13 protein-coding genes are annotated in these 15,325 nt (G+C 68.9%); 6 read left to right on the top strand and 7 right to left on the bottom strand.

Annotation, left to right across the window (positions count from 1 at the left end; translation table 11 throughout):
- The first annotated feature begins 347 nt into the window (after positions 1-347).
- Positions 348-1,184: a zinc-dependent peptidase gene (locus tag ACS5PK_RS04780; RefSeq protein ID WP_439439108.1), complete on the top strand. Its 837-nt coding sequence runs from the start codon at positions 348-350 to the stop codon at positions 1,182-1,184.
- A gap of 19 nt (positions 1,185-1,203) precedes the next feature.
- Here ACS5PK_RS04780 and ACS5PK_RS04775 read toward each other — a convergent pair whose 3' ends face one another.
- Positions 1,204-1,803, bottom strand: a complete 600-nt coding sequence (locus ACS5PK_RS04775; protein WP_439439107.1) for a protein phosphatase CheZ — start codon at positions 1,801-1,803, stop codon at positions 1,204-1,206.
- A gap of 189 nt (positions 1,804-1,992) precedes the next feature.
- On the opposite strand from ACS5PK_RS04775, the gene ACS5PK_RS04770 reads away from it, so the two are divergent.
- Positions 1,993-3,705, top strand: a complete 1,713-nt coding sequence (locus ACS5PK_RS04770; protein ID WP_439439106.1) for a putative bifunctional diguanylate cyclase/phosphodiesterase — start codon at positions 1,993-1,995, stop codon at positions 3,703-3,705.
- A 54-nt stretch (positions 3,706-3,759) separates the two neighbouring features.
- Here the strand turns inward: ACS5PK_RS04770 and ACS5PK_RS04765 are convergent, their stop codons facing one another.
- Together ACS5PK_RS04765 and ACS5PK_RS04760 are read right to left on the bottom strand one after the other, a co-directional pair.
- On the bottom strand, positions 3,760-4,437 hold the full coding sequence (locus tag ACS5PK_RS04765; RefSeq protein WP_439439105.1) for a CBS domain-containing protein: 678 nt from the start codon (positions 4,435-4,437) through the stop codon (positions 3,760-3,762).
- A 77-nt stretch (positions 4,438-4,514) separates the two neighbouring features.
- Entirely contained in the window at positions 4,515-4,985 is a 471-nt protein-coding gene (locus tag ACS5PK_RS04760; protein ID WP_439439104.1) for an Lrp/AsnC family transcriptional regulator, read from the bottom strand.
- 130 nt (positions 4,986-5,115) lie between these two features.
- On the opposite strand from ACS5PK_RS04760, the gene ACS5PK_RS04755 reads away from it, so the two are divergent.
- The 4 genes from ACS5PK_RS04755 to ACS5PK_RS04740 all read left to right on the top strand — a co-directional run bounded on the left by ACS5PK_RS04755 (position 5,116) and on the right by ACS5PK_RS04740 (position 11,318).
- A complete protein-coding gene (locus tag ACS5PK_RS04755) occupies positions 5,116-8,715 on the top strand; it encodes an indolepyruvate ferredoxin oxidoreductase family protein (RefSeq protein ID WP_439439103.1) in 3,600 nt (1,199 codons plus the stop codon).
- Positions 8,716-8,820: 105 nt separating this feature from the next.
- Positions 8,821-9,741, top strand: a complete 921-nt coding sequence (locus tag ACS5PK_RS04750; RefSeq protein WP_439439102.1) for a hypothetical protein — start codon at positions 8,821-8,823, stop codon at positions 9,739-9,741.
- A gap of 213 nt (positions 9,742-9,954) precedes the next feature.
- On the top strand, positions 9,955-10,521 hold the full coding sequence (locus ACS5PK_RS04745; protein WP_439439101.1) for a hypothetical protein: 567 nt from the start codon (positions 9,955-9,957) through the stop codon (positions 10,519-10,521).
- 11 nt (positions 10,522-10,532) lie between these two features.
- Positions 10,533-11,318, top strand: a complete 786-nt coding sequence (locus tag ACS5PK_RS04740; RefSeq protein WP_439439100.1) for a hypothetical protein — start codon at positions 10,533-10,535, stop codon at positions 11,316-11,318.
- Positions 11,319-11,389: 71 nt separating this feature from the next.
- Here ACS5PK_RS04740 and ACS5PK_RS04735 read toward each other — a convergent pair whose 3' ends face one another.
- The 4 genes from ACS5PK_RS04735 to ACS5PK_RS04720 all read right to left on the bottom strand — a co-directional run bounded on the left by ACS5PK_RS04735 (position 11,390) and on the right by ACS5PK_RS04720 (position 15,303).
- Positions 11,390-12,040, bottom strand: a complete 651-nt coding sequence (locus tag ACS5PK_RS04735) for a 2-hydroxychromene-2-carboxylate isomerase (RefSeq protein ID WP_439439099.1) — start codon at positions 12,038-12,040, stop codon at positions 11,390-11,392.
- Between the two features lie 92 nt (positions 12,041-12,132).
- A complete protein-coding gene (locus tag ACS5PK_RS04730) occupies positions 12,133-13,263 on the bottom strand; it encodes an acyl-CoA dehydrogenase family protein (protein ID WP_439439098.1) in 1,131 nt (376 codons plus the stop codon).
- An 81-nt stretch (positions 13,264-13,344) separates the two neighbouring features.
- On the bottom strand, positions 13,345-14,013 hold the full coding sequence (locus ACS5PK_RS04725) for an SDR family oxidoreductase (protein WP_439439097.1): 669 nt from the start codon (positions 14,011-14,013) through the stop codon (positions 13,345-13,347).
- Positions 14,014-14,124: 111 nt separating this feature from the next.
- Positions 14,125-15,303, bottom strand: coding sequence for an acetyl-CoA C-acyltransferase (locus ACS5PK_RS04720; protein ID WP_439439096.1), 1,179 nt, complete (start codon positions 15,301-15,303; stop codon positions 14,125-14,127).
- Positions 15,304-15,325 lie beyond the last annotated feature (22 nt).

Genomic DNA, 15,325 nt, shown 5'->3' with positions numbered 1-15,325 from the left:
CAGGCGCAGGGCAGAACCCGAGCTGCCATCACTGGGGCAGACGCGGTACCGCCTGACGACATCGCGCGCCGGGTTCCAGTGTGCCGCTCGCATATGCAAGGCAGATGACAGCCGGAAGCAGCGCCGGGCGACGCAGATGCGCCTGGCCCGAATTCTGGCAGCAGGGCCACGTCCCCCCGCTAGTGGAAGCCCCCAAAAGCCCGCACCTGTCACAAAGTGTGGCGACGACGCCGCAAATCGCCGCCCTCCCCCGCCAGGGGAATCCATGAGGCATCCGGGCGGACCCGGTCTTGCAGAGCGGCCCGCTGTCCCCATCTGCAGCCATCCACGGCACTCCTGAGGCCCATATGCCACTGCTTCTCCTCGGTCTCCTGGGCCTTGTGGCCCTGGGTCTGCTGCTGTTGCCGCCCTGGTGGCGGCGACGCCAGCGCCAGCGCCGGATGCAGGCGCCGTTTCCTGCCGCCTGGCGCAGCCTGCTGCGCCGCGAATGGCCTCTGTACCGCCGCCTGACGCCGCCGCAGCAACGCCGGCTGCAGCAGTTGGTCCAGGTCTTCGTCGCAGAAAAGCCCGTCATCGGCTGTGCGGGGCTCAAGGTGAGCACGGCCATGAAGGTGCTGATTGCCGCCCAGGCCTGCCTGCCTTTGCTGAGCCATGCCCGGGGTGTCTACCCCCAGCTGAGCCAGGTCCTGCTGTATCCGGCGGCCTTTGCGGTGCAGCGCGTGCACGAACTGGGTGCCGGCGTCCAGATGGAGCGGCGCGACTGGCTCAGCGGCGAGTCCTGGCAGCAGGGGCAGGTGATCCTGTCCTGGCAGGACGTGCTGGCCGGTGCCCGCGTGCCGGATGACGGCCGCAACGTGGTGATTCATGAGTTCGCCCACCAGCTGGACCAGGCCAATGGCCGCGCCAACGGAGCGCCTCCACTGGGCAGCCGGGAGGCCCATGCCCACTGGGCGGCGGTCATGCAGACCGAGTACCTGGCCCTGAAGACCGCCATCGCCCAAGGCCAGCCCAGTCTGCTGGATGCTTATGCCGCGACCGATGAGGCCGAGTTCTTCGCGGTAGCCAGCGAGAGCTTCTTCGAGCAAGGCGAGCTGATGGCCCGGCAACATCCCCGGCTCTATGCGCTCCTGGCGGACTATTACGGACTGCAGACCCGCGACTGGCAGGGGGACGCCCTCGCCTGAGACGCCGGCCAGGGCTCGATCAGAAGCCCAGCGAGGCGAGCAGATCGTCCACGTCGTCCTGCTTCAGGGCCTTGTCAGGCGTCTGCACGCCTTCCAGCGTCGCACCGGCACCGGGTGCGGCCTCCTCCGCCAGGACGGGAGGCTCCGAGCTGGCCAGCAGCTGCTGCAGCGGGCTCTCCACCCGGTCCAGCATGCCGATGACCTTGTTGATCACTTGTCCGGAGAGATCCTGGAAGCCCTGGGCCAGCATGAGTTCGGTGTGCAGAGCCTGCTCGCGCTCGGCAAAGCCACCGGCCTGGCGGGCATAGGCCGCGCAAAGGCGCATCATGGCGCGGGCGCGGTCCACGCTCATGTCGTCGGACGACGCGAGGCGCTCCAGGGCCTCGGCCAGGTCCTGGCCCTTCTTGCCCACTTCAGACGCGTCGTCCTGGGCCTTCTCGACCAGGTTCAGGACCTTGTTGGCCGCCTGTTCGGTCATCTGCTGAACGTAGCGCAGGCGCTCGCAGGCATCGGGCAGTTCCTCGACAACCTTGTGCAGCACGCGCAGGGCCTCGGCGCTCAGCTCGCTGTGCAGGGCCTGGTCGGCGGCGGGCGCGGGGCGGGTCTGGACTTCTGACATGGCCGTGTTGTTGCTGGTCCCTGAGACGGCGCACAGGCCCAAGCGCCTGACGCACCCGGCCATGGTAGTCGCGCTGCTTGTGTCGGCCATGCCTACGAAAGCGGGCAATTGCACGACAAATCACACACATCGCCTTTGCGTCGCGGGCGATACTGCGGCCACATTGGCCTGCATGGGCGTCAAGCTGTAATGAGTCCCTCCCCCATAGCTTCCGAGCGCCTCCCGCGCGATGCCGGGCCACTGGATCACGCCCTGAGCGAGTTGCTGGGCCTGGCCCTGGCGCTGGTGGACGAGCAGGGCAGGATCAGCCATGCCAACGCCGGCTTCGGCATGCTCACCGGCCTGCGCCCCAGCCAGTTGCGGGGCTGCGCGCTCAGCAGCCTGCGCTCGCTGCCAGCGGCGCTGCTGGATCAGGTCGCCAAGGCCGCCAGCCAGCCAGACCCCCTGTGGCAGGAGGAACTGCGCTGTCCCACGCCTGACGGCGACCATCTCTACCTATGGCAGGTCCAGCGCCTTCACAGTGCCGGTCCGGCCCGGCGCCAGCTGGTGCTGTGCGGCACCGACCTGGGCCCTGACAACGGCGCCGAGACCGGCAGCGGCGGCCAGGACCTGCAGAACGAAGTACTGCACACCCTGGTCTACGAGGATGAGCTCACCGGGCTCATGAGCCGCTACGCGGTGCGCGAGCGACTGCTGAGCCTGATCGAGCGCAGCGAAGAATTCGGCCTGCTGGCCATCAAGCCACGCGACTTCAGCCTGCTGCGCGACAACTTCGGCCCCGACGGCGCGGACGAGGTGCTGGTGGCCGTGGCGAGCGCGCTCAAGACGCTGCTGCCGGCGCCCGCCGTGGTGGCCCGCTCGCTGGGCGTCGAGTTCATGGTGTTGATGCCCGGCCCCGGTGGCATCGAGGAGATGCAGCGCCTGGGTCGCATGGTGCTTCAGCGCTTCACCCAGCCCCTGAGCCTCAAGCGCACGGAACTGGTGGTGCCGGTCAGCATCGGCATTGCCTGCCATCCCATGCATGGCGCTGAGCTGGAGGAGCTGCTGCGCAATGCCGACACCGCCCTGCACAGCGCCCAGGAAGAGGGCGGCCGCACGCAGCGTGTCTACGACCCCCGCATGCAGCAGCGCGCCCGCGAGCGCCTGTGGCTGGACCATCATCTGCGCAAGGCGCTGGAGCTGCAGCAGCTGGAGCTGCACTACCAGCCCAAGCTGGACCTGCGCACCGGGCACTGCCTGGGCGTGGAGGCCCTGTTGCGCTGGCGCCATCCCAAGCGCGGACTGATCCGCCCGGACCTCTTCATCGCTCGCGCCGAGGACAACGGCCAGATCTCCGCCATCGGCCGCTGGGTCATCGTCAGCGCAGCCTCGCAGGCGGCGCAATGGCGCGCCCAGGGCCTGCCCACCCGCATCGCGGTGAACATCAGCGCGCGGCAATTCCAGGACGCCGACCTGCTGCGCTGGCTCTCGGAGTGCCAGCGCGCTGCCCACGGCCTGCTGGACGTGGAGCTCACCGAAAGCAGCGTGATCGGCGACCAGCAGCGCACGGCAGCCTTTATGCAGGAGTGCCGGGGCCTGGGCTACAAGGTCTACCTGGACGACTTCGGCACCGGCTTCTCGTCCCTGGCCATGCTGGCCCGACTGCCCATTGACGTCATCAAGCTGGACCGGTCCTTCCTCAAATCAGGACCCGAGCAGGAACGCAGCGAGGCGCTGATGAAATCGGTGGTCAGCGTGGCCAGGGAGCTGAACCTCAGCATCGTGGCCGAGGGCGTGGAGACCATCTCGCAGGAGGCCTTCCTGCGGGACATCGGCGTGCAGTCCGCGCAGGGCTGGCTCTATGCCGTGGCCATGCCGGCTGCCGAGTATCCCGGCTGGCTGCAGAGCCGGCAACGGCGCTGAGGGCCCTTGCCCTCGCTGGCATCGCAGGCCCATGCCACGTCGGGATGGCGACAGCTAGCCCCAGAGATCCAGCGGCGGATCGTGCGCGACAGCCTTGAGCAGGTCGCTGCGCGAGACAAAGCCCACCAGGACGCCCGCCTCGTCCAGCACTGGCAGGCCGGGCAGGTGCAGGTCCAGCAGGAGGCGCGCCAGCTGGCGCAAGGGGGTCTGGGGGCTGGCACAGGGCACCGGGGAGAGCATGTGCTGCTGGACCGTCTCGGCCAGCAGGTGCTGCCAATGCCAGGGGTTGGGCAGGTCGGGTGAGCCCATGAGCGAGGGCGGCAGCAGCTCGCCGCGCAGCAGCAGGCCCACGGGGTGCCCGTCCGCCCCCAGCACCGGCGCCTGGCTCAGGCCGCGCTGTTGCAGGGCCTGCCAGGCTTCGTCGATGCTCATCTGTGCTGGCAGGCAGAAGGCGGGGCTGCTCATGACCGCACGGACCAGGGAGAGCGGCTGTTCGCGACTGGGCGCTTCCTCGTACTGCGCAAGCGCCTGACGGACGCCCGCTGCGAGGCCGCCCAAGGGTGGGGAGCCGCCAGACTGCACACGCTGCAGCGCGGTGCCCACCACCTCCGAGCCACGGCCCACGGCCGCTGCCGCGCGCACCCGCGCGAGGGACTGCACCGCCTCGGAGCGGGCCAACTGCTCGAGATCCCCGCTGATGACCCGCCCTGCAAGACCATAGACCGTGAACATGCGATGCCTCCGGAATCTGCCGCGCTGCCTGCGGCTTCGATGGGCCATTCTCCTGGTCAGGCTGACCGGCGCCGTACTCAGCCCACGGGCAGCGCCGTCTCGTACTTCACCTCGCGCAGCACCACATTGCTGCGCACGCTGGCCACGCCCGGCACCTTGAAGACCTTGCTCTGCAGGAACTGGTCATAGGCCTTCATGTCGGGCACGACGACCTTGATGACGTAGTCCGCCTCGCCCGTGATGCCGTGGCACTCGATGATCTCGCGGCTGGTCAGCACGAGCTGCTCGAACTGCTCCACCGCACCCTCGCTGTGCCGCACCAGGCTGACATTGGCCAGCACACAGATCGAAAGGCCCAGCTTCTCGCGGTCCACGAGCACGACATGGCGCCGGATCACGCCGCTGTCCTCCAGCTCCTTGACCCGGCGCCAGACCGGCGTGGCCGACAGCCCCACCCGCTCCGCCAGGGCCTGGGTGGAGAGCCGCGCATCGGCCTGGAGGGCCTCCAGGATCTGGCGCGTGGCGCGATCGAAACGTTCTGACTCCATATCAAGCCTCCTCGAGAGGAATTCTCTCACTGGACACCTTGACAGGGGGAATTGAAGAAACAAACACTGCCCGTGCTCGCCAAAAATCTCGCGCAGTTTTCCCTACAAGAACCCGCGCCAGGAGACCGCCATGTCCGATGCCCTCACGCTCGCCCCGAGCCCCGACACCCCGGCGCTGCGCCCCTACAAGCTCTCGGACAACCTCAGCGCCGGCAGCGGCCAGGTCTTCCTCACCGGCACGCAGGCCCTGGTGCGCCTGCTGCTGGCCCAGAAGGCCCTGGATGAGCGCAACGGCCTGAAGACCGCGGGCTTCGTCTCCGGCTACCGCGGCTCACCGCTGGGCATGGTCGACCAGCAGCTGTGGAAGGCCAAGAAGTTTCTCGATGCCGCGCAGGTCAACTTCCTGCCCGCCATCAACGAGGATCTGGCCGCCACGGCCTGCCTGGGCGTGCAGCGCGTGGCGCTGGACCCCAAGCGCACGGTCGATGGCGTCTTCGCCATGTGGTACGGCAAGGGCCCCGGCGTGGACCGCTCGGGCGATGCGCTGAAGCACGGCAACGTCTACGGCAGCTCCACCCAGGGCGGCGTGCTCGTGGTCTGCGGGGACGACCACGGCTGCGTCTCCTCCTCCACCCCGCACCAGAGCGACCTGGCCCTGCAGGCCTGGAGCATGCCCATCGTGCATCCGGCCAATGTGGCCGAGTATCTGGAGTTCGGCCTCTACGGCTGGGCGCTGTCACGCTTCTCGGGCGCCTGGGTGGGCTTCAAGGCCATCTCGGAAGTCGTCGAGTCCGGCATGACGGTGGACCTGGACCGCGTGCCCCTGGACTTCGGGCATCCGGTCGATTACGTCGCCCCGACGAACCTGCACATCCGCCAGGTCGACCTGCCCTCCCTGGACCTCGAATCGCGCCTGGCCCACAAGCTGGACGCCGTGCTGGCCTTTGCCAAGCTCAACAGCATCGACAAGCACATCGTCACCAGCCCGCGCGCCACGCTGGGCATCGTGACCGTGGGCAAGGCGCACTACGACTTCATGGAGGTGCTGCGCCGCCTGGACCTGGACCCCAACGCCCTGGCCGCAGCCGGCGTGCGTGTCTACAAGGTCGGCCTCGTGTTCCCGCTGGAGCCCACGCGCATGCGCGAGTTCGCGCAGGGCCTCACCGACATGCTGGTGATCGAAGAGAAGGCCCCGGTGGTCGAGCGCCAGATCAAGGAGCTGCTCTACCACCTGCCAGACGCCCAGCGCCCCCGCGTGGTCGGCAAAACCGATGAACACGGCGCCGCCGTGCTGTCGGCGCTTGGCGAGCTGCGCCCCTCGCGCATCATGGCCACCGTGGCCGACTGGCTGGCCCGCCTCAACCCGGCCCTGGACCGCCGCCATCTGGTGGTGGATTTCCTCACGCCCTGCCTGCTCTCCAACGAGGCCGACGGCGTGCGCCGCCAGCCCTACTTCTGCTCGGGCTGCCCGCACAACACCAGCACCAAGCTGCCCGAGGGTTCGCGCGCGCTGGCCGGCATCGGCTGCCACTTCATGGCCAGCTGGATGGAGCGTGGCACCTCCGGGCTCATCCAGATGGGCGCCGAGGGCGTGGACTGGGCCGCGCACAGCCGCTTCACCACCGAGAAGCACGTCTTCCAGAACCTGGGCGACGGCACCTACTACCACTCCGGCTATCTGGCCATCCGCCAGGCCATCGCGGCCCGGGCAAACATCACCTACAAGATCCTCTACAACGACGCCGTCGCCATGACGGGCGGCCAGCCGGTGGACGGCACGACCAGCGTGCCGCAGATCGCGCGCCAGGTGGAGGCCGAGGGCGTGAAGCGTCTGGCCGTGGTGTCCGACGAGCCCGAGAAGTACCTCGGCCACGAGAGCCTCTTCCCGCCCAAGACCACCTTCCATCACCGTGCTGAACTCGACGCCGTGCAGCGCGAGCTGCGCGAGATCGAGGGCGTGACGGTGCTGATCTACGACCAGACCTGCGCCGCCGAGAAGCGCCGCCGCCGCAAGAAGGGCGAGTTCTACGACCCGCCCAAGCGCGTCTTCATCAACGAGGCCGTCTGCGAGGGCTGCGGCGACTGCGGGCAGGCCAGCAACTGCCTCTCCGTCGTGCCCGTGGAGACCGACTGGGGCCGCAAGCGCGCCATCGAGCAGAGCAGCTGCAACAAGGACTTCTCCTGCGTGAACGGTTTCTGCCCGAGCTTTGTCTCGGTGCATGGTGCGCAGCTGAAGAAGAAGGTGGGCTCGGGCTTCACCGCAGCCGACCTGGCCCGCGAGATCAACGCCATCCAGCCGCCCGCGCCCTGGCAGTGGACCGGCCCCTTCGACATGCTGGTGACCGGCGTGGGCGGCACCGGCGTGGTGACCGTGGGTGCGCTGGTCTCGATGGCGGCCCACCTGGAGGGCAAGCAGGCCTCGGTGCTGGACTTCATGGGCTTTGCGCAAAAGGGCGGCTCGGTGCTGTCCTTCGTGCGTGTGGCGCCGACGCAGGACCTGCTCAACCAGGTCCGCATCGACACCCAGCAGGCCGACGTGCTGCTGGCCTGCGACATGGTGGTGGGCGCCTCGCCCGACGCCCTGGGCACCGTCAAGCCCGGCCGCACCGTGATCCTGGCCAACACGCACGAGCTGCCCACCGCCGCCTTCGTTCGCAACCCCGATGCCAGCCTGCAGGGCCAGGGCCTGCTCGCGAAGATGCAGCATGCCGTCGGCGGCCAGCTTGATTTGCTGGACACCATCGACGCGCAGGCCATCGCCCAGGAGCTGATGGGGGACACCATGCCCAGCAACATCATCATGCTGGGCGCCTGCTGGCAGCGTGGCCTGATCCCGGTGAGCTTCAATGCGCTGATGCGCGCCATCGAGCTCAACGGCGTGGCCGTGGACGGCAACAAGACCGCCTTCGCCCTGGGCCGCCTGGCGATCGCAGCGCCCGAGGCCCTGCGCCGCCTGGCCGGCCAGCCGGACGGCACGCCCGTGCAGCTGCTGCTGGGTCAGGACAAGCTGGACGGCGAGGACGGCCTCATCAGCCGCCGCCTGCGCTTCCTCACCGACTACCAGGACGCCGCCTACGCCCAGCGCTACCTGGCGCTGGTCCAGGAGATCCGTCTGGCCGAAGGCCGCCTGGGCGCGCTGGGCCAGGGCGAGCGCCTCACCAAGGCCGTGGCCCGCTACCTGGCCAAGCTCATGGCCATCAAGGACGAGTACGAGGTCGCACGCCTCTACACCGACGGCCGCTTCGAGCAGGCGCTGAAGGAGCAGTTCCAGTCCTTTGATCGCCTCTCCTTCCACATGGCCCCGCCCCTGGTCTCCAAGCCCGGTGCCGACGGCCGCGCGAAGAAGATCGAGCTGGGCAGCTGGACCTTCTCTGCGCTCAAGCTGCTGGCCCGCCTGAAGGGCCTGCGCGGCGGCTGGCTGGACATCTTCGGCAAGACCGAGGAACGCCGCATGGAGCGCCAGCTGCTGGCCGACTACGAGCAGCTGCTGCGCCGCGAAATCCTGCCGCTGCTGCAGCCGGGCCTCGAGAAGCCGCGCTACGAGCTGATGCTGGCCCTGGCCCGCCTGCCGGAGAAGATCCGGGGCTACGGCCATGTGAAGCTGGCCAATGTGGTGACCGCCCGCGCGCAGTGGAAGGACCTGCTGGACCGGCTGCAGGGCAAGGTGCAGGAGGCCAGCCCGGTGGCCAGCGCAGCGCCCATCCGCATCAAGGGCGTGGCGGAGCTCTGAAGCCGCTGCGTGCGGCCGGGCGGCGGTACTAGTCCGCAGTCCTCACTGCAGCGCCCGCGCTGGCGGCCTGGGCCAGGGCTATGCTGGCGGGCGGACACCTCGCCCATGCCGCCGCCAGACATCCCCCATGTGCCCCACCGCCGCCAGCTGCTGCTGACGGTCTGCGGCATCGGCATGGCGTCGAGCGTGTCGGCCCAAGCACCGCTGCTGATCCGTCACAACATGGCGGATGCCGGGGCAGCCTCGCCCCCCTACCGCCTGCAGGTCCTGCGCCTGCTTCTGGACCGTACCCTCGCCAGCCATGGCCCCTACGAGTTGCGGGCCAACCCCAGTGCCACCACGCAAAGCCGCGCCCTGGCCCAGCTGCGGGCCGGCGACCTCGACGTCTGGGCCAGCATGTGCTCGCGCAGCCGCCAGGACGCCGGCCTGAGCATTCCCATCTGCCTGCGCCGGGGCGTCAACGGCGTGCGCCTGCCCGTGGTGCTGGCCGAGCGCCGCAGCGAGTTCGAAGGCCTGCGCCACCAGCTGGCGCTGCGGACCTACCGCTTCGGCCAGGTCAGCCACTGGCCGGACGCCCGGGTGCTGGCCGGCAATGGCTTCAAGCTTGAGGCGGTGCAGACCCTGGAGGCCTTCCCGGCCATGCTGCGCCTGCGCCGCTTCGACATCTTCCTGCTGGCCGCCGACGAGGCCCACGCCATCGCCCAGGCTCATCCGGACCTGCGGGTGGTGGATGGCTGGTGCCTGGCCTATCCCTCCCTTTACGGCTTCTTCGTCAACGCCCGCCTCCCCGCCCTGGCCAGCCGTCTGCGCGAGGGTTGGGCACGATGCCTGGCCGACGGCAGCTTTGCCGCTCTGTTCGAAGCGCATCTAGGCCCTCAGATCCAGCGGGCGCAGCTGGACAAGCGCCTCTGGTTGCGCCTGCCCAATCCGGACCTGCCAGACGGCATGCCCCTGCGGGAGCGCGCCCTGTGGCATCCACAGGTCTGGCAACACCTGCTCGCACCCGGCGCCTCGCTCAGCCGCTGATCTACCCGCCCCGCAGTCCCGCGGGCCCGGCAGGCATCACCCTGGAAGAACTGCCAATAGGGTTGGGCCTGATGTCTGCAGGCAAACCCCGAGTTCATCGCGCTTCCCGGCCACCACACTCCGTGTCGCGCGTGCAGAAGTTGTGCAGCATGCGCTTCCATAACAAGCCGGGCCGACAGGCCTGAACCATCCATCCATCTGTACGAGGCAGATATGCACACGAAACTTCTGAAGTCCCCCATCGCCCGCACCCTGGGCGTCGCGGTCGCGCTGTACATGGGAGCCCTGGGCGCCCAGGCCGCTGTCGTCAACAGCACCTACATCCAGAACTCGGCCACCGAGATCCGACGCCAACTGGGCAGCTATGCCCGCCCCACCGTCTACGTGGACCGCAATGCCTGCGGCGAAGGCGTCCCCGGCAGTGCCGTGGCCTGCGGCCCCTACACCATCAGCGTGGGCGTGCGCTTCCTGCAGGGCCAGGAAAACAGCTACGGCAACTACGTGGCCAAGTTCATCCTCGCGCACGAGTGGGGCCACAGCATCCAGTTCACCCGCGGTATCTACAAGCAGGCACCCATGCAGGAGCTGCAGGCTGACTGCGTGGCCGGCACCTTTGCCAAGTACGCTCAGACCTCGCTGGGCTATCCGTCCTTCATCGAGTCGGCCGTGCGCTCGGCCCGTGCCGCGGCGGACTACTCCACCCACGGCTCGCCCTCGCAGCGTGACTACTACTCGCGCTACGGCTACGCCAACGGCCTGGGCCGCTGCCTGAGCCTGTAAGGAGCCTGGTCATGAGCCCCAAGCATCTGGGCCTGGCCGCCCTTGTCGCCACCGGTCTGACGCTGGCCAGCTGGTACTGGCTGGATGAGCGTGAGGCCGCACGTGCCGAGGAGGCCCAGGCCCGCGCCAAAGCCGAGGCGGCCCAGCGCAATGCGGGGCTCAACACCGGCCTGGCCGACTTGTTCCGCCCCGTGCCAGCCAGTAGCGCGCAGGCGCAGGGCACCGGCGGCAACGGGCAGCAAGTCTGGCTGGCCGCCGGCCAGGGCGGCTCGCCGGGCACCGTGCCCGGCATGCCGCCGCCCGACATCCAGCCCGAAACCCCGCAGCAGCGTGCCGAAGCCGAAGCCCTGCGCAAGCTGGGCTATCACATCGACCAGCGCTACTACCAGATGAGCCTGGGCGATCTGCGCCAGGCGGCCAACAACGGTGATCGCCAGGCGCTCACGCACCTGGCCGAGCGCTACCTCTTCGCCCTGGACGGCAAGCCTCAGGACCCCGAGCATGAGCCCGGCTATCCCTACCGCGAAGCCGCCCGCGAAGCCCTGCGCCAGGCCTATGTCCGAGGCAATCTGCATGCGGCAGCCATCATCTCGGAGTCCTATCTGCTGGAGAAGCGGCCCCTGGACGCCGCGGCCTGGAACCTGGTCGCCCGGCGCGCGGGCGACACGCTCAGCGCCGACTGGTTCGTGGGCACCAAGGACTACCAGCAGCTGAACGAATCCCAGCGCAGCGAGGCCAACCGCATGGCGGAGAGTCTCTGGGCGGATCTGGAGGCAAGGCGGCAGGCCAAGGGTTGAGGCAATCGCCCCTCGGCACGACAGCAGCCCACGCGGCTGCCGTTTCTTTTCCTGACGCCTGCCCGGCGTGATCAGAGCCGCGTGAATGGCCCGCTGGCCAGCCAGCGCTCGATCTGCGGCTGGCGGTCATTGCCCCAGAAGGGTTCGCCGTCGATGAGGAAGAAGGGCGCGCCGAACACGCCCGCGGCCACGGCAGCCTCGTTCACGGCCCGCAGGCGCTGCTTCCAGCGATCGTCCTGCCAGGCTGCCTCGGCGGCCTCGGCGTCCAGGCCCAGTTCGGACACCAGCGCCTTGAGCTGAGCAACATCGCTCAGCACCACGCCACGGGTGAAGTAGGCCCGCAGACCGGCCCGTGCGAAATCCACGGCCTGCTGCGGGCCGTGGGTGTCGTGCAGCCACCAGAAGACGCGCGCCGCGTGGTGCGTGGCGATGGGAAATGGCTCCGGCTGCCGGTAGGGCAGGCCCGCGAAATGCGCCGAGCGCTCGAAGTCCCGCAGCGCATAGTCTCGCTTGATGGGATGGGCCACCGGCGGCTTCAGCTCGGCGGCCTGGAAGGTCACACCCAGCAAAATGGCATGCCACTGGACGGTGCGCCCGTGGCGGGCCGCGACGGCATTGATCCACTCCGAGGCGATGTACGAGTACGGCGAGGAGAAGTCGAAGTAGAACTGGAGGGGCGGGCGGGCCGGGGCGACGCGGCCGGCGAAGGGCGATTCACTCATGCCGCGACCTTAGGCCATTTCCCTCGCCCGCGCAGCCCGGGCTTTCGCTCCCTGGGCGCACTGCGGGCCTGCTCCGCCCTTCCGGCCATCGCTCAGACCAGGGCGCGCCCGATCAGGATCTTCTGGACCTCGGAGGTGCCTTCGTAGATCTGGGTCACACGCACATCGCGGTAGATGCGCTCGACGGGGAAATCGCTCACATAGCCGTAGCCACCGTGGATCTGGATGGCGGCCGAGCAGACCTTCTCGGCCATCTCGGAGGCGAAGAGCTTGGCCATGGCCGCTTCCTTGAGGCAGGGCTGGCCAGCATCCTTGAGGCTGGCGGCATGCCAGATCAGCTGGCGCGCGGCCTCGATCTGCGTGGCCATGTCGGCCAGCTTGTGCTGCATGGCCTGGTGCTCAAAGATGGGCACGCCGAAGGCCACGCGCTCCTTGCTGTACTTCAGCGCCGCCTCGAAGGCTGCGCGGGCCATGCCCACGCTCTGGCTGGCGATGCCGATGCGGCCGCCCTCCAGACCCGACAGCGCGATCTTCAGGCCCTGCCCTTCCTCGCCCAGGCGGTAGCGCGCGGGGATGCGGCAGTTCTCGAACAGGATCTGCGCCGTGTCGCTGGCGTGCTGGCCCATCTTGTCCTCGATGCGGGCCACCGTGTAGCCCGGCGTCTTCGTGGGGACCAGGAAAGCGCTGATGCCCTTCTTGCCCGCCGCCTTGTCGGTGACAGCCATCACGATGGCGACGTCACCGTTCTTGCCGCTGGTGATGAACTGCTTGACGCCATTGAGGACGTAGTCCTCGCCATCGCGCACAGCCGTCGTCTTCAGACCGCCGGCCTCGGAGCCCACATGCGGCTCGGTCAGGCAGAAGGCGCCCAGCATGTCGCCGCGGGCCAGGGGCTTGAGGAACTCCTGCTTCTGCGCCTCGTTGGCGAAGGCCATCAGGATGGAGCACACCGGGCAGTTGTTGACGCTGACCACCGTGGACGTGGCGCCGTCGCCCGCGCCGATCTCTTCCAGGATGATGGCCAGGGCGAGGTAGTCCAGGCCGGCGCCGTCGTACTCGGTGGGCACGGCCACGCCGTAGCAGCCCAGCGCGGCAAGGCCCTTCAGCTCCTCGGCGGGGAAGTGGTGGCTCTTGTCCCACTCGGCCGCGCGGGGCGCGATCTGGTCTTGCACGAAAGCGCGCACGGCGTCCTGCACGGCACGATGGTCTTCACTGAGCAGCATGAGAGGGGTACTCCGGGAACGGGGGGAATCGGTGGGATCGGGAGGATCCGTGGATCGACGATGAGACGCCTCGTGAGCGCCTCACCAGGCCAGGGGCTGGCCGTCGTGATTGAAGAAGCCGCCATTGTCCGATGGCTGCAGGCGGGCCAGCAAGGCGCGCATGCCGGCGATGCTGGTGGCTGGGTCGATGTCGGCGCCGGCACCGCCCATGTCCGTGCGCACCCAGCCGGGATGCAGGCTCACGCAGATCGCGCGGCCGGCCAGGGCCAGGGACGCGTCCTTCATCACCGAGTTCAGCGCGGCCTTGGAGGCCCGGTAGAGCCAGCCATGGTTGTTTTCGCGCAGGGCAATGGAGCCCATGACCGACGAAATCACCGCCACGCGGGCCTGCGGCGCCAGGCTGTCCAGCAGCTGCGGCAGCACGCGCATGGGACCCAGCACATTGGTGTGCATGACCTGGTCGAAGACGGCCTCCGTCGGCGTCACCAGGCCGTCGGTGCGCTCGCCGAAGACGCCGGCATTGATCACCACCTCGTCGAAGGCCTCGCCATCGACCTGCCAGGCCAGGCCGGCACAGCTGGCCACGTTCGCCACATCCAGGCGCAGGGGCTTGGCGCCGAGCTGGCGCAGGACCTCAAGGCCGTCGTCGCTGCGGGCCGTGGCCACGACGCGCTCGCCAGCCTCGCAGTACTGGCGCACGAACTCCAGGCCCAGGCCGCGGGAGGCGCCAATGATCAGGACATGCTTCATGGGTATCGCCTCGAGCGGCGTCAAAAGAACGGCGTCAAAAAGAAGGCGCGGGCCGGACCAGGCCGGCAGCCGCGCCTCGTGCAGCCGGGGGGCAAGACCCGGCCCTCAGCCTCAGATCAGCTCGACGCCCACGGCGGTGGCTTCACCACCACCGATGCACAGCGAGGCGACGCCACGCTTGAGGCCACGATGCTTCAGCGCGCCCAGCAGGGTCACCAGGATGCGGGCACCGGAGGCGCCGATGGGGTGGCCCAGCGCCACGGCACCGCCGTTGACGTTGACGATCTCGTGCGGCAGCTTGAACTCGGCCATGGCGGCCATGGTCACGGCAGCGAAGGCCTCGTTGACTTCCCAGAGGTCCACGCTCTTGGCGTCCCAGCCGTTCTTGGCCAGCAGCTTCTGGATGGCGCCGACCGGGGCCGTCGTGAACCACTCGGGCGCATTGGCGTGCACGGCCGTACCCACGATGCGGGCGACGGGGCTCAGGCCCATCTTGGCGGCGGTGCTCTCGCGCATCAGCACCAGGGCGGCAGCACCGTCGGAGATGCTGGAGGAGGTGGCGGCGGTGATGGTGCCGTCCTTCTTGAAGGCGGGCTTCAGGCCGGGGATCTTGTCCAGCTTGGCCTTGAAGGGCTGCTCGTCACGGCTGATGACCACGTCACCGGCCTTGCCGGACAGGGTCACGGGGGCCATTTCCCAGGCAAAGCTGCCGTCCTCGTTGGCCTTCTTGGAACGCTCGGTCGAGGCGATGGCGAACTGGTCCTGGGCCTCGCGGCTGAAGGCGTACTTGCTGACGCACTGCTCGGCGAACACGCCCATGGCCTTGCCGCGCTCGTAGGCGTCTTCCAGGCCGTCCAGGGCCATGTGGTCGTACATCTGCGCGGCACCGTACTTCACGCCCTTGCGCGCGAACATCAGGTGCGGGGCATTGGTCATGGACTCCATGCCGCCTGCGATGAGGATGTCGGCGCTCTCGGCCTTCAGGGTGTCGTGCGCGAACATGACGGCGCGCATGCCGGCGCCGCACATCTTGGACAGGGTCACGGCACCGACGGACTGCGGCAGGCCGGCCTTGAGCACGGCCTGGCGGGCGGGGGCCTGGCCCTGGCCGGCCATCAGGCAGTTGCCCATGAAGGCTTCCTGGATGGCATCGGCGGGTACGCCGGCGCGTTCCACGGCGGCCTTGATGGCCACGGCGCCCAGCTCCCAGCCGGCGAGATTGGAGAAATCACCCAGCAGGCCACCGATGGGCGTGCGGGCGGCGGAAACGATGACGATGGAGTCGGACATGGAGGCTCTCCTGGAATGGACT

The sequence above is a fragment of the Roseateles sp. DB2 genome (assembly GCF_051857535.1).
Taxonomy (GTDB): Bacteria; Pseudomonadota; Gammaproteobacteria; order Burkholderiales; family Burkholderiaceae_C; genus Roseateles_B.
Note: the sequence above shows the minus strand (reverse complement) of the source record. Positions and strands in the feature narration are given on the sequence as shown.